This window comes from Bradyrhizobium sp. Unk1, assembly GCF_059512345.1.
Map to the genome: position 1 here is coordinate 1 of NZ_JCAMOP010000085.1, position 12,963 is coordinate 12,963.

11 protein-coding genes and 3 pseudogenes are annotated in these 12,963 nt (G+C 58.1%); 4 read left to right on the forward strand and 10 right to left on the reverse strand.

The window, feature by feature from the left end; translation table 11 throughout:
• Window positions 1-409: 409 nt before the first annotated feature.
• The 3 genes and pseudogenes from AC5ZFO_RS45710 to AC5ZFO_RS45720 form a co-directional block, all read right to left on the reverse strand.
• Complete coding sequence (locus AC5ZFO_RS45710; protein ID WP_282525827.1) at window positions 410-901, reverse strand: hypothetical protein; 492 nt, start codon at window positions 899-901, stop codon at window positions 410-412.
• A gap of 52 nt (window positions 902-953) precedes the next feature.
• Window positions 954-1,323 (reverse strand): annotated as a pseudogene (locus AC5ZFO_RS45715) (hypothetical protein); the annotation flags it as partial.
• Window positions 1,324-1,353: 30 nt separating this feature from the next.
• On the reverse strand, window positions 1,354-1,722 hold the full coding sequence (locus AC5ZFO_RS45720; RefSeq protein WP_282525826.1) for an antibiotic biosynthesis monooxygenase family protein: 369 nt from the start codon (window positions 1,720-1,722) through the stop codon (window positions 1,354-1,356).
• A 97-nt stretch (window positions 1,723-1,819) separates the two neighbouring features.
• On the opposite strand from AC5ZFO_RS45720, the gene AC5ZFO_RS45725 reads away from it, so the two are divergent.
• Both AC5ZFO_RS45725 and AC5ZFO_RS45730 read left to right on the forward strand, forming a co-directional pair.
• A complete protein-coding gene (locus AC5ZFO_RS45725; protein WP_282525825.1) occupies window positions 1,820-2,290 on the forward strand; it encodes a MarR family winged helix-turn-helix transcriptional regulator in 471 nt (156 codons plus the stop codon).
• A gap of 66 nt (window positions 2,291-2,356) precedes the next feature.
• Window positions 2,357-2,619: pseudogene (locus AC5ZFO_RS45730) on the forward strand (transposase); the annotation flags it as partial.
• Here AC5ZFO_RS45730 and AC5ZFO_RS45735 read toward each other — a convergent pair.
• The 4 genes and pseudogenes from AC5ZFO_RS45735 to AC5ZFO_RS45750 form a co-directional block, all read right to left on the reverse strand.
• Entirely contained in the window at window positions 2,579-2,734 is a 156-nt protein-coding gene (locus AC5ZFO_RS45735; protein WP_496123973.1) for a hypothetical protein, read from the reverse strand. The pseudogene AC5ZFO_RS45730 and the gene AC5ZFO_RS45735 sit on opposite strands and share 41 nt — an antisense overlap.
• A gap of 1,045 nt (window positions 2,735-3,779) precedes the next feature.
• The gene (locus tag AC5ZFO_RS45740) at window positions 3,780-3,980 is read right to left on the reverse strand and encodes a hypothetical protein (protein WP_306664771.1); all 201 of its coding nucleotides are present in this window, start codon (window positions 3,978-3,980) and stop codon (window positions 3,780-3,782) included.
• Between the two features lie 65 nt (window positions 3,981-4,045).
• Window positions 4,046-4,385, reverse strand: a pseudogene (locus tag AC5ZFO_RS45745) (hypothetical protein); the annotation flags it as partial.
• Between the two features lie 761 nt (window positions 4,386-5,146).
• The gene (locus AC5ZFO_RS45750; protein WP_282525824.1) at window positions 5,147-5,305 is read right to left on the reverse strand and encodes a hypothetical protein; all 159 of its coding nucleotides are present in this window, start codon (window positions 5,303-5,305) and stop codon (window positions 5,147-5,149) included.
• Between the two features lie 2,861 nt (window positions 5,306-8,166).
• Between AC5ZFO_RS45750 and AC5ZFO_RS45755 the strand changes: the two genes are divergently transcribed.
• Window positions 8,167-8,313 (forward strand): hypothetical protein, encoded by a 147-nt coding sequence (locus tag AC5ZFO_RS45755; protein ID WP_282525823.1) that lies wholly within the window; start codon window positions 8,167-8,169, stop codon window positions 8,311-8,313.
• Window positions 8,314-8,485: 172 nt separating this feature from the next.
• On the opposite strand, the gene AC5ZFO_RS45760 is transcribed toward AC5ZFO_RS45755, so the two are convergent.
• Window positions 8,486-8,956: a hypothetical protein gene (locus AC5ZFO_RS45760; RefSeq protein ID WP_282525822.1), complete on the reverse strand. Its 471-nt coding sequence runs from the start codon at window positions 8,954-8,956 to the stop codon at window positions 8,486-8,488.
• Window positions 8,957-10,551: 1,595 nt separating this feature from the next.
• Window positions 10,552-10,770 (reverse strand): hypothetical protein, encoded by a 219-nt coding sequence (locus tag AC5ZFO_RS45765; RefSeq protein ID WP_282525821.1) that lies wholly within the window; start codon window positions 10,768-10,770, stop codon window positions 10,552-10,554.
• A 577-nt stretch (window positions 10,771-11,347) separates the two neighbouring features.
• On the opposite strand from AC5ZFO_RS45765, the gene AC5ZFO_RS45770 reads away from it, so the two are divergent.
• Window positions 11,348-11,578: a hypothetical protein gene (locus tag AC5ZFO_RS45770; RefSeq protein WP_282525820.1), complete on the forward strand. Its 231-nt coding sequence runs from the start codon at window positions 11,348-11,350 to the stop codon at window positions 11,576-11,578.
• A gap of 649 nt (window positions 11,579-12,227) precedes the next feature.
• On the opposite strand, the gene AC5ZFO_RS45775 is transcribed toward AC5ZFO_RS45770, so the two are convergent.
• Window positions 12,228-12,518 (reverse strand): DUF3892 domain-containing protein, encoded by a 291-nt coding sequence (locus tag AC5ZFO_RS45775; protein WP_282525819.1) that lies wholly within the window; start codon window positions 12,516-12,518, stop codon window positions 12,228-12,230.
• Between the last annotated feature and the right edge of the window lie 445 nt (window positions 12,519-12,963).

Consider the following 12,963-nt stretch of genomic DNA (forward strand, 5'->3'; position numbering starts at 1 on the left):
CCCTGCAGCAAGAGAGCTCACCTCGGATCGCCGTTGGCAGAAAGCCATTGACAGAGGAACCATCATGTGAGGCCGGATATAAAACTGCAGCCGTATTCTGTGTGGCATCCCTTCTAAGCGAGACTTGGCAAGCGGGAGGCGTCCATATAAGGACCATGACCCCAGCGACGGGCAGCTGATCACATTGAGATTTAGGTAACGGCCAATCGGCCCACGACTACCGAGCTGGCTATCGATCTACCAGCCGCGCTCGCCCCGTCTCCGCAACCCGACCCGCTCCGACGGATCGAGCGCTCCGTCTTGCCGAATGGCTTCAAAAAGAGAGTTGACAATAATCCGCAATTAAAGGGCCGATTGACAGCGATGAGACAACCCCATCATAAACGGGATGGTGCGGGTCAGGGCGCGTTTAGGGATCAAGAGCGTCATCCTGCATCGGCGCTCGAAGTCGAACGATAATTTCGCCTGCTCGCTTACCGTCCTTAGCGATAGTACTAAGTGCTCGCCGGGCTTCTTCCAGATCTGGCGGTTGAGTGCCCAACCAGTTTAAGGCGGCCTCTGCATTGAGAATCGTGGCTGTGAGCGTGTCGACGACAACACTATAGGTGCGCACAAAATCTGCTGAGGTCTGCAATGGCGCTTCGCCCTTCGCCTTGCGCGGATTTCCTTCTGGTTCGTTGAACCGGCTGCGATGCACCTTGCGCCGCCTTAGGTGCAGAAGGGCGTTTGCAGCCTTGCGGATCAGATCGAGTATTAGGTCGGGCTGGGCCCGCTTGGGGACGCGGCGGCCGTCGATCTTAAAGACAGTCGAGCGTTTTGTGACAAGACATTGAAGGGCCGGTTGCACGATGCTGTCCTTGCCGCCCAAGATGTACCAACTCGGCTTCCACTTCCAGGACATAGCGCGCTCCTCTAGAGGGTTATGAGAACGCCTCGGCGCTGTCGGCCGGGGGAGCCCCCGCGACGAGCTCGATCGCCTGCACAGCATAGAACGCGGCATCGAATTCTGCCGCCTGAGCCTTGACGCAAGGAAGAGCGCAGACGGAATAAGAATCAGGATGCCGTTCCCTGCAATGAATGGCATGCGCTTGAATTTGGCCCCGATCAGTCCGGCCCGGCGCCCCTTTGCCAAGATATGACACCTGTACCACCGGTCGCAGCGAGCGCCGGAATCAGCAACAAGAAACCCCACGGTATGGTGCTCTTAACCGCTGCAACTGTGGCATGGGACGCGAACAGCTCGCTGAGTACCGTCGAAAGCCAAAATGTGCCGATCGTTGCGATAGCCAAGGCGCCAGCGACAGGATGGATCAACTTGATCATGAGTATCTTCCCTTCCTAAAAACAGCAGAGCTAGGCAACGCAGATGCCGGGCACGGCAACTTTCTGGAACAGATGAGGGGAAGCTATCGCCGAGGCCGGATAGGTGGCGATTTTTGCTAGAAAGTCAGGATGGCTGAAGGCCGCGCGGAAGTGTGCGGTGGATTCCCAGACGGCGTAGTTCAGATAGGTCGAGCTGTCGCCGAGAGCTCGGTGCAGCTGAGTGGAAATGAAGCCCGGCTGTCGCTTCATGAACGCTGCGTCGTCCTGCCAGGTTTTGAGAAAAGCCGCCTCATCGGCTTTGTCGAGAGTGAATAAGTTCACCAGGACGACCGAATTTGCCTCGATAGCGATCTGGCGGTCGATCGGGAAGGAAGGGTCGAGTGGGCGTAGCAGCGACATGAGTGCCTCCATCGCTATTTAAGACGTGATGTCTAATCGGTATTATGATTACATCACAGATTGACATCATAGTGTCAATATAAAACAATGGTGACGAATGAAAAGAGCCGAGCGAACCCCCGAGGGGGACGCCCTGACAGACCTTGTTCTCGATCTATTCAGGCTCGACAGCCTACTTCTGACGGCCGGCGACCGTCTGGTCGCCCCGCTTGGCCTAACAAGCGCACGCTGGCAGGTGCTTGGCGCCATTGTGTCCGCCGAACGTCCCCAACCGGTCGCTTGGCTCGCACGCGACCTCGGCGGCAATCGTCAAAACGTGCAGCGGATTATCAATGATCTGCACAGGGAGGGCCTCGTATCTTTTGAGGTCAACCCGCATCACCGACGGGCGCAGCTCGTCGTGCTCACTGAGAATGGACAGAGCGCCTTCGAAGCCGCAATGGAATTGCAGGCTCCCTGGATCAACGATCTTTCAGAAGGGCTGTCGGTCAAGGATATACGGATTGTCCATCGCGTGATCACGGCCTTGCGAGATAAGCAGGGCAGCCGTGAGGACAAGTCGGCCTGACATGGCAAAAGCATTGTGCTCGCCCCGGCGCCCGTGATTCAAGCTCCCTAACTGAGGCTTCGAAGCATGCGCCATGAACTAACGGACTACGAATGGGCAACTATCAAGTCTATGCTACCAAACAAGCCGCGTGGAGTTCCTCGGGTAAACGACCGACGTGTCCTCAATGGCATCTTCTGGTCCTGCGATCTGGGGCACCTTGGCGCGATTTGCCGGATCATTTTGGCCCTTACACTACCTGCTATAACCGCTTTGCTCGCTCGCGCCGGGCCGGTATCTGGAGCCGAATCATAGATGCACTCGCCGCTGCTCACGATGCGGCGGTCGAAACAAATCGGGCTCGATCTCGCCGCGCTCGAACGCCGCCACGGCTATCCCGCCCGGCTGGCGATCCAGCAGCTGCTCCAGGTTGGTCTTCCGCATGTGGAGGGGCAGGGCGCGCAAATCGGCCGCCCATGGCGAGGATATAGAAGGCGTAAAGCTGTACCTCGTGTTCGTGCTTGCGGGAGTGCAGCGCGTTGAAATAGGAAATGCCGTCGACGCCGATCACCACGGCTTCGCCGTCGATGACGAACTGCTTCTGCCGGTTCTTCAGGGCCGCCTCGGCGATCCACGGATAGCGCTTGGTCCATTGTGTGAGAGCAGGCGCATACGTTTATCGTCCCGGATGACTCGCATCCGGTAGCCTTCGTGCTTTACTTCGTGGATCCAGTCCGGCCCGTTCGGGACCTCCTTGCCGGCAGTCGCCAGGCAGAGCTCGTACGCCATACGCATGGGGCGAAGATAAGAGCTTGAGATCGTTTTTTCGAGCCGGGAACAAGTGGCAATCTGGCGGATTGGCTAGTTGCTCCGGTGTCCCTCGACCCCTGAAGGCCGGAGCAGCCCCCCAACGGCCTCAGCTGCCGCCCAGCTGGGGCCGCCCTTTTGTGGGGATCATCCAACAAGCCCCGTCGCTCTTGGCTGGTTCACGCGGGCGGTTGTGCCACCAGTTTCTCGAAACAGAACGCTGCCGGGCTCGAAATACACGTCCCGGCAGCGTTTCATTCTCAAACTGAGCCCTGAAATCCCAGTTAGCGCTACCCTAGCAATGGCCGTGCCACAGGTTCGTGGCAGGAAACAACAAAACGGCCTCGAGCATTTTCCGGGGCTGGCGCGGACACTGAGGCCGTATGGCCAGCGAGGAATGAGCGAGCAAAAAGATGACGACCGGCACCAATTTCTGAAGATCACTAGCCAGAACAAGGCTCGCCAGCGCGGAGACCGGCAGCCAATTGAGGCGACCTTACAGGCTCGCCCGGTCTGCTGCCTCCGGGACCCCAGCTCGTCGCACGCGAGTTGGGGCATTCATTTGCGTCGATTCACAAATGTGAATCCCGAGGGGGGGATATTTTGGGATTAAGCTGCGTTTGCCGCGACCAGATAGCGGCACACCTCTCGGTCCCAGCTCGTTTTTCGATCCGGAAAAACCTCCAGGCTGGGGCCGGTTGGTCTACGTTGTCAGCGCCTTTCTCGGCTCCAGCAAACGCACGAAAGTCCCGCTCTCGTGTAGCTCGAGCCAGCCCTTCTCAACTGCGCGCCTGATGCCAGCTCCGAACTCCAGTCCGCTGGCCTTGAGCGTGTAGAGAAATGGCGCGTTGATCCGTTCGATGTAGATGCGGCCATCCTGGACCGGCTCAATGCTGGCTGCCAATTCGACAAGCTTGTGCGCGGCGCTTCGGGGCTGGCGTAAGGTCGTTCAGCAGACAGCTTCAATTCTCAGCGATCCCAGGGCCACCAAACAGAAAGTGGATTACTGGCCGAGATCTTCGTGGTCCGCAAGGCGACGAGATGGCTGCGCTTAAACGGGAGCCCCTGACTGAGCATTGCTCGCATCATATAGCTCGAGCTCGTGGATGGGCGTGATCTTGGGCCGCCGAACGATATCGAGCGCTACGGTCTGGTGGGTGTTGCAACCGAGACACTTCGCCTCAAGACAGCGATAGCCGGCATTGAGGGCGTCCCCGAGCACCGGGGAGGGCTGCACAGGGCCTTGGAAACCAAACATGCGGGCATTCCAAGCCTGACAGGCTAGGGCGTCAGCGTCCTTGCGCGCTCTTCTTCAGGAAGTTCAGCAATCTTCATTGCTGCGCGATGGACGAAACCCATGATGGCATCGAACGCCGCTTTCTGGTCTGGCGTCACCGCCACTCTTCCCCCGAAAATTGAAGGTTTATCGCAACTTCCGCAGCCAAGGCAGGGAGCCCGGAACCACCGGTTTCGGGATGCGCGTAGGCTTAGATGGCGCCAATCTTCACGCAGATCGCGTGAGCTACTATGAATATCGGGAGCGCTATCAGGAACCACACAATGGCGTCCGCGTCGCTATCCGGCGCAAACTCCCGATTCGGGTCCGTCTCCCGCCCGTGGGCCACTACTGAAACGGACTCGCTGAGCCGGCTACGCTTGACTGCGCGCCGCAATAGCTGTTTGACCGTTGCTTCGCGCTTTAACGTCGCATCTGTGCGTGTTTCTCGGTCGGACATTCCAAAAAGCTCCATCGCAGCGATATCTCGACTGCCTACTGTTTGTCAGGTGGCTCGGGAGGTGTTTGCGCGGCGGGTTCGGCGGCGGGTGTAGTACCCCTGAGCTCCGACGGTGTGACACAATCGCCTGCCCAAAGCTTGGTCCCCCTCACCGTTCCCACGAGCATACAACCCATCGTGGCCTGCGGCTGTTTTTGTGGCTTGGCCGCGCGGGCTTTGGGGGGCGCGGTCGCCTTCGGCGCGGCAGTTTGAGCGTAGGCAGATGCCGAAAAGCCGAGAATGGCGGTGGCGAGAATCAGCGCAGGCCTCATCATCTTCCTTCTCCCCAGATTTACTATTTGGCGTCGGAGGTAACTTCGTCCTCGACTTCAGAGCTTTCTCGGCGAGTCCGTCCGATCAGGCCCAAGGCGCCGAGAACAATGAAGAGGCCGCCCGCGATTATGAGCCAATGCCCAAGCCTCACCGGCTGGAGTAGCTCGGCGAGCGCGTCCATCCCTATCTCTTTTTGGGTCGGGGTTGATCGAGACGGTCTTCCCGGAATTCCGAGGGCCCTTTCACCAGCCTGCGCCTGCGAACCACCTTCTCTTCGGATGGAGTCTCCGGATCGGCCAAGCGATCGATGGCTTTTTCGGCAAGTTCTTTGGCTCGATCAGCGCTGGCGCCACCGGCCCTTGTCGCAGGCCTTGCAAATGAGAAGGCTCTGCCGAGCCCCAGCTCGACCAGGCGGCGGATGGCTTCGGAGCGGCCGGGGAGGTCTTCTTGCTTGGCCGCCCAGGCATCGACGCTTTTCCGTAATTCCGAAGACAGGCGGATAGCCGTAACTGGGTCCTGACCGGTGGGCGGCCGGCCCGGACGTTTCCGTACTACGTTTTTCGCTGAGGGCTTCATAATAAGTGTAGTACGCTAATCGAGCTTTGAAAACAAGCGGCCTGCCGTCGTATTGCAGAGCGAGACATGGACACAGCCGAGACGAGGAGACCATGGTGGCGTGGGCCTTGGTGAATGTCCCGCCCTCGATGATAGCTGGCACACCGTCTGCTCGAGAAACTCGCCTCGGCTATCAACCGGTTCTTTGGGAGCGTCTCCTGAAGGTAACAAGCACGAACCACCAAGTCGGTATCAGCTCAGAGATCTGGTGGGCCGCGACAGAGGGCGGTGATAAGTTGGAATTGTTTTATGAACCGGGCTGCCGTCTCGAGTGCGAAGGGAGCAGCACCCGGGGATGTGGTATCCTGGTTTTCACGGGACGCAGAGTTTTGCCCGGACGTTGCCGGAGGGCAACGTCACCTCATTAATGAGGAGCACAACACTATCCGCTTAGTATTCCGACACTATATTCTGTCTCGACGAGTGTGTTTGCGCACTTCGCCATGTTCGCTTAGAGTTGCTAACGACTGCATTCCCCGCGGCCACGGGTTAAGTGCAAAACAGATTCGCTACTTCATTGGGCCTCGGTTTCGCAACTTTTGCGAACCACGACGAGCTTTGTGGCCTGCCCGGCCGAGCGCCCAATGGAGCCTTACAGCATGTCGCGCCACCGCCTGATGTCCATACCTCGCTTCGCGCTACGTCGCGATGATGCTGCGGCGTCATTGGCCGTGTCGACGACCAGGTTTCAAGAATGGTGCGATAGTGGCCCGCATGCCCAAGGGCCGCAAGATCGACGGCGTTGGGGCGAGAACGACCAGCCCACCTTCACCGGCGAACCCCCTTCCGATTCTCTCGCGCAAGGACCTCGCCAGGAAGCCACGCTCGGGCGGATAGAATTGGGCCTAGTGGAGTTTGATTCGTGGACTAAAGGTCCAGGTGGGCTCGGTCGCTTCCTTATCTTGGGCGATGTTAAGCTAAAGGACATCATCCTTGGTGCTACCCTGTTCGCAGAAAAACTTCACAAACATGCCGTGACGTCGCGAACTGATTGCCTGCTCCTGAATTGATGCAGGTCGTTGTACTCGGTCCATCCACGACGATCTTGACAACCGACGCTGCGTCCTCGCCGCGATCGAAAATACCGCGCCCGTGTGTTGCAATATTCGCCGCCGCAGCGCGGACAAGCTAGCTCCATGACTGATCCGCGGTCTAGCAGCGTAAATTGCTTGGATTTTGCAATGTTCGCTCCCGGCAGTAATGCGGTTGGCATCGTAGGTGTTCTCCAACCCCCCAATACGCCTGGGCGTTGGAAGCGCGCAACGCGGCCTTGTGGGCCGCTGTCATGCAGTTCAAGGAACAAACTCAACCCTAAGAGGAATTCGATCCTTCCTGAGCTCGACTTCATTTGACGACGTTGGTTCGGACCGTATTGCTAACGCTCACGTCGACGTAACCGTCTTTGACGGAGACATCGGGGCTCCCGAAAGTGATGTAACGCACCGCGAACATCGTTACGACGTTCGCGATGGCCGACGTCCCAAGGCACCGGACGAGCGGGGAGATATTGCGAACCCATGGCTTGAAGGGCATTAGCGCGCCTCTCTCGGCAGTTTTGTATTGGTGCCAGGCGGCGACGCAGTCGCCGACTTGCATTTTCGCGACCTGCCTTGGGAGTCGACCAATGACACGTCTGCGCGATGCGATCTCGCGCCGCAGAAACCTCTGCCAACGAAAACGTTCCATCGCTCTGCCGCCCTTGGAAGCCCGTTGCACGCAGGACTAGTTTTCCATTGTCGGGCAGCAGGCGCATGAAATCGGCGGCCGACGAGATAAACAGAGCTCTTCCGTTCGTACCGGGAGACGCCGCGATCTTTACAGGTGAGTTGCTGCCAACGCGAATGAGCAACTCAACTGGACCCGATGCGCCGATGAAAAATCCATCCGGAAGGAACGCCGCTTCAGTTTTGCTTTCCCGACAGCGAAATACCAATAGGGGCTCTCCTGGCTCACCGAGGAGCACCGCAGTGACCTGCTCAGAGTCGTCTATCGGCGACCTGCTTTCAGTGTAGACCCACCTTCCTTTGACCGGTGTGGGGTCTTGAGACTCCTGCCCGGGAGTTTGGGCTTAGGTTCGATCGCGTCGAAGCATTTCAATCGATCAGAATCAGTCGGTATTTTCTTGCAAACTGCGAAAGCGAGCGGCTCGAACTGAGCTAAAGCTGGCCCCACCGTCGGAAATGCGACGAGCGCACACGTCAGCCCAGCCTTGATGGGCGATGTGCATTGATTTCCCCTTACGCGCCGGATCCAATCTCAACCAGCGCGCGAGATCAATAGAGTGCGCTCGAACCATCCACGACAAAAAGGATGGTGCGCGGCGTTAGACTCTAGCAGTTGCGGCGGTTAGGGCATCGGTTGATGCATCGAACTTAGCCGCATTCTCGGCGGCAACAGCCCAGGCACGAGAGAGCTCGTGACCTGAAAATGCACGCCGACAATGCTTGCGATGACGAAGGTGATCTCGTCGTCGACCTGCTCAACTATGATCGCCGCCGACTCGTTGAGCTCGATTTCATCGATCCGGCCGAAAACATCTTGTTCATTCGCCGTCGCTGCGCTTTCTTGCTGTGATCACCGATGAAAGCCGACCATGTAGCGGATTGCGACGAAAGTTCCGACGACGACGGCGGCCGTGATAGCGACTGAAAACGCCACTCGCGCCAAGAACTGGCCAGGGCTAAGTCCGTCCCATGAACTCATTTTCTTACTTCGAGTTTGCGTCAGAGGCGTGAAGATGCCGTATTCAGCGCCACCAATCCTCTTCCAGGCCCAACGTGTCGGCGATGCGTTGACCAACCTGACGCTCGACGTTGCCATCGTAAGCTGGTCTTGGCAGCGGACCCTTACCCACAGGATTGGAAATCGAACTCCCCAAAGCGGAAGGACTATCCTTTATGAACTTCGCGAAAACGGGGACGCGCGCGAACTCCAGAACAAGTCTGTTGAGAGATACGCCGTAGATTTCACGAGCTTGCAGGAACACCCTCATGCAGTCGGCGAGGGTCGCCTTACCATCAGCAGCCCCAAAAGAACTCCAGGCGCAGTCGCCACGCGGATTGACCTCGCGATGAACGCGCGCCCATAGCTCTCGCTGACCAATTGCGATCACAAATCGATCATCAGCCCGTTCAAAGGCGTCGATGTCCAATCCACGCCCGCTATCCGCTGCCCAATACCACCGGGGCGCATCGTCGTCAAAATCAGAATTGCTCATAAATAATCAGTCCATCGAAGCGAAAAGTAAGACGAATGGTAACCCAGCGTGTTCCTGCAGTTAGATGCGGGCATTGATCCACTCCCAGACCTGTTGGGACAACCGGCCTTGATGCAGATCATTTACCAATTTCGTAACGATAAGCCTGTCGGCTTTGTCCATGTACCTTCGTATGTCAGCATCTAGCGCGTCGAGAGTGCTTGGATGAACGGAATCGAGGCCTCATCTCTGATGTGGCTGAAGTGTGAAAGGTAATCGATCAGAGACTGTCTAGCCTGCGCATATCCCAAGGGACCAAGTACACAGCCATTACTGATTTCCATCGCTCCCGTAAGATGCTCACAGTGAGGCTACCACACACGCAGTGCTGGTAAACGGCGGTATTCGGGTTACACGCGCCGCGAATCTTCGCGCGCCTTGAGAAGCGCGTTGCGAATGGAGGCGTCTCAGGCAGTGCCGCACTTAATTCCGGTGCCCACGCTTCGCTAGATTGGCTCGATCGATCTCACGGCCGGCGGGGGCCAAGACCTCGACAAGGTTGCCGTCTGCGCCACGGCGGCGACGGAGAGTGTATGCGAGCCGAGCAAGGCTTGGCGTCGGAACGGGGATGGTCGCGCAACTCGGCCGATCCATCGTCGCGCCGTGCGCGGCCCGCCCAACAAATGCGACGCGGCATTCGGTCATTGGTCCCTGCGACCGCGTCGATCGCGGTGCCAACTTGGTCGAAAGCAGCTGCCGGTAGCGCGCCCAAGTGAAGAGCTCATGGCTCATGAAGTAGGCCTCGACTTTCCCCTCGACGACGAGGCGATCGGTGTGCCGGACGTATTCTGTTAATCCTTCGGCTTGGACAGCCTAACACCCGGTCCCACCCCCGTGGCGGAGCTTCACGGAATATCATCATCCAGGTCACGGCTGCGAGTCCCTTCGAGGTATCGGTCGGGGGAATCTCGGAACAGCATGGCCCCTCCGGCTTTCGGATTACGTCACTGGAGGCCAGTAGCGAGCACCTGGAGCCATGGCGAGTAATTGATTTTCCGCGCGGCTTTAATCCGTGCTCGTGCAACACCGAAGCAGACGTACGAGAAATCCGGGCGGCGTTGACAACTGCACCGGCAACTCTTGGGGGACACGCCATCGCGGCGTTGAAACCACAGCGCGAGATTGCCAGCCGAGATTACGAGGAGGGCCGGACTCCGTGTTGGGTGGGGGGCTTTGCGCAACTGACGACAATTTCGAATGGCGGCATCTCTACGCGGATCATTCATCATTGGTCTGATGATGTCGTCGGGCAGAAGGTGGCTGCGCGTTGATGACTCGCGAGCCAACTATGAAAATCAATCTCGGCAACTTGCCGCCCGGGCGTCTTCGTTTTCGTTGACATCGACGACAACACGCGAGCGATGCAGCGCCAGGCGCTGAGAACGCTCATACGCGAGGGCTCGGATTCGATCCCTTCCTGGCGCACATCTCGGTAATCACTTGGCGCGCGCCTACATTCGAAGGCGAGGCGCGCAGGCCACCTATAGCGGGGCGTCCTATTCTTGCACAGGAACGATTCAAGCGACGCGGGTAAGCTGGACTCGGCGAATGATAACTCATTCTTCAAGCTCGTCGAGCAAGGCGTTGCGCTTGTCCTGACGCTCGCGAAGGTATTCAGCAACCGAACGCTGCGTCTTCTGCCACTCGATGCGATCTTCCGCGGTCCAAAGGAAGCACTCACGTTCGAAGCGAGTTTTCTCGCGGTCGTCGAATTCCTCGTAGAGTTTATTATCGCGCTCCACTTCATCAAGTTGTTCGCGCATAGTATTAGGCATGGCCGTCCCTTGGGGCGTTGCCTCCAGCCGATGCCGGTCATCGGCTCAATACCAGCGGTTAACAACAGTGGTTTGGCCGATCCAAGGTTTGTTCGCAAAACATATTACGTGAGGTTCTAAGCAGGCCCGCAGCGTGACGGCGACCTATAGCCGCCCGTCTTGTCAGCTTTCGGAAAGGTAGTCCGCGTAAAACGCCTTTGAAGTTAGTGGCGAGTGGCAGGGACAGCGCAATGGCACCAGAACGGTCAGCGCCGAGTCATGTTCCCGCTAACTTCAAATGGTAGCGCGGGCGGGGCAGGGACAGCGTCTGATCCAACGCAACCGAACAGCGCCGAGTCTCGCCCGTACTGCCTGCGACCTGAGACTGATCGCCGAGTCACCGCCCTGTCTTGGTAGTTGCTCTATGGCATTCGTCCGGAGAATACACCCCTGTCAGCTTCTTGCCCCCGCTTGAAGCTGATAAGTTAGCGGCACGTGGCAGGGACAGCGCTTTATCGGTCCACTTCAAAGCGCCGAGTCACGTGGCCGCTAAACGTTCCCGCTGCTTAGGTCGCGCGGCTGCCACCGTGAGCCCGGTGTGATCCTTGAGGCTATCGATTACCTTGAGCGCGGCTTCGAGTTCATCTCGAAGACGTTTCGTAATCCGCAGAATGCCGCTCGCGAGCTCCTCGCAGCTGATTTCTGCGCCGTGAGCAACTTTTTCTTCGAGGTCGCGTATAGCTTCGCCGACTTGTGCAGCGACAATGTGCTAGGCATCATCCGGCTCCGTCCTGATAAAGGGTCCGGCATCCGCCGAACCACGGCGTAAAAATGCGTCCGCTACACGGTTAAGTAAAGCGGGTAGCGTTGCGGGAAAATCTGTCCCCATCTCGCGTCTGAGCGCCTCAAATTCGGATAAGGTCGAAAGAGGGCAATCCGCCACATTTTGGAGCCGATAACTTCAAGCCGGGATCGACAATCGGCCAGCTGTTCTTCAGTTCGCTGTGGCCCCTACATGTCTTCTGCCGGTGTATGGCTTGGCCTACGGACGTAGTCCGTGAATGCTTGGATTGCCGCGACCACTTCGGTCCTAGGCACGGCGGTTACTCCTATGAGCGGAGCCAGATCGAACAGTTGCAGGCCGAGGTTTTAATATGACAGGCTCGCGGGGGTGCGGCAACCCACTGGTGCGGGTAGGTGTCCTCCGGTACTTTTCGACGATATTGCTTTGGTGGCCCCCTTGGGAATTTAAGCCTCTCGGGAGCGAGCGCGGTCAGCTTTGCTACCAGACGGAAGGCTGGCCGTGTTGAAGTTAGCGGTGCGTGGCAGGGACAGCGTTGATCAGTCCACTTTCAAACGCCGAGTCATGTTGCCGCTAACTTCACTGGCAGCGCGGGCGTGGTGGGGACAGCGTCCGATCCCTCCCAGCTGACGGCGCCGAGTCGCGCCCGCGCTGCCTAGGGTCACTGAGATTGAGATCATTCGGGGCACTCGGCTAGGAGCGGGAGAACATTGTCTGGTTGAATGTCGTCGGCCGTCGTCTTGATGTACTTGTGCCCGTTGTGCGTGGCCCAAACCACACCAACCCTGCGTCCATTTTCTTCGACATAGAACTCCCATTCGGCGCTCTCGATATCTTTGACAACCTGGTCGATGGACCTCTTCCACGGCTTTCCATCGGGGTTTACTCCGCCGACATGTGTTATTCTTTCGTGAGGATTCTTTCTGTCCGTCTTGTTGGCGTAACGAATTCGTGCGCGTTTGGCCATTTGAGTCTCTCCCAAATCTGCAAGCCTGAGGCACTAGCTTAGACCGGGGCAGTCAATTCGACCGGCCGCCAATTCAGGTAGGTGCTCCCAGTCCTTCTCAGCGATACTCCTTGATCGCACTCCTTGTGAATTTGAGCCTCTCGGGAGCAAAGGTGGCCAGCCTCAGTCTTCGAGGACGGGCTGGCCACCAAAGTTAGCGGCTCAAATCCATGGGCGCAGTACGGGCCAACGGATGCACATATTCGAGCGGCACATCACGTCCCTGCGATCGCAAGCGCTTGCGGTGCTTGCAGCCAATCAGGCCCCCGCGGTCGATCCGTCTCTGAGCCAATCAGATCGCCAAGTCGCGACATTTAATGCCGCTGAGGGTAAGCGCGAATTTCCCCGCACCTTTTGCTTTTGAGTGCTCTGATGCATGAGGTGTCCACTTAAATAGGTGGACACC

Excerpts from the sequence above, each read along its gene's own strand:
- AC5ZFO_RS45710 (WP_282525827.1), bottom strand. The coding sequence starts at position 901 with ATGTCCTGGAAGTGGAAGCCGAGTTGGTACATCTTGGGCGGCAAGGAC.
- AC5ZFO_RS45720 (WP_282525826.1), bottom strand. The coding sequence starts at position 1,722 with ATGTCGCTGCTACGCCCACTCGACCCTTCCTTCCCGATCGACCGCCAG.
- AC5ZFO_RS45725 (WP_282525825.1), top strand. The coding sequence starts at position 1,820 with ATGAAAAGAGCCGAGCGAACCCCCGAGGGGGACGCCCTGACAGACCTT.
- AC5ZFO_RS45750 (WP_282525824.1), bottom strand. The coding sequence starts at position 5,305 with ATGGACGCGCTCGCCGAGCTACTCCAGCCGGTGAGGCTTGGGCATTGG.
- AC5ZFO_RS45755 (WP_282525823.1), top strand. The coding sequence starts at position 8,167 with ATGCACGCCGACAATGCTTGCGATGACGAAGGTGATCTCGTCGTCGAC.
- AC5ZFO_RS45760 (WP_282525822.1), bottom strand. The coding sequence starts at position 8,956 with ATGAGCAATTCTGATTTTGACGACGATGCGCCCCGGTGGTATTGGGCA.
- AC5ZFO_RS45765 (WP_282525821.1), bottom strand. The coding sequence starts at position 10,770 with ATGCCTAATACTATGCGCGAACAACTTGATGAAGTGGAGCGCGATAAT.
- AC5ZFO_RS45775 (WP_282525819.1), bottom strand. The coding sequence starts at position 12,518 with ATGGCCAAACGCGCACGAATTCGTTACGCCAACAAGACGGACAGAAAG.